This window comes from Secundilactobacillus angelensis (assembly GCF_012641075.1).
GTDB lineage: Bacteria > Bacillota > Bacilli > Lactobacillales > Lactobacillaceae > Secundilactobacillus > Secundilactobacillus angelensis.
In genome coordinates this window covers 1-301 of record NZ_JAAXLJ010000098.1, presented here as the reverse complement: position 1 = coordinate 301, position 301 = coordinate 1, and the positions used below count along the sequence as shown (strand labels likewise).

Annotated in this window: 1 protein-coding gene; it reads left to right on the top strand. The window is 37.5% G+C overall.

From position 1 onward, the window contains the following. The coding region (locus HC026_RS12530; protein WP_332871185.1) for a DDE-type integrase/transposase/recombinase at positions 1-301 on the top strand (301 nt) is incomplete at both ends.

The window sequence follows — 301 nt, the reverse complement described above, 5'->3', positions numbered from 1 at the left end:
GTTTTCTGTGGTTACTAAATATCATAAGGGAAGGCATTCCCTATTTCTATACAATTCAGAAATCTTTTATGCATTTACACAAGATATTTTACGCTCTCGTCACTTTTGTAGAACGTAAAACCCGACTTCTATGGGCTATCAAAGCCCCTAATCGCACCGCCAAGACCTTAAATGATACCTTTGGAAAGTTTATGGGGACCTGCGGTTCCCAAGTGAAATCTATAACTGTTGATCATGGTAAGGAGTTTGCCGATTATCGATCCATAGAACAAGACTATCAGATTAAAGTTTATTTTTGTCA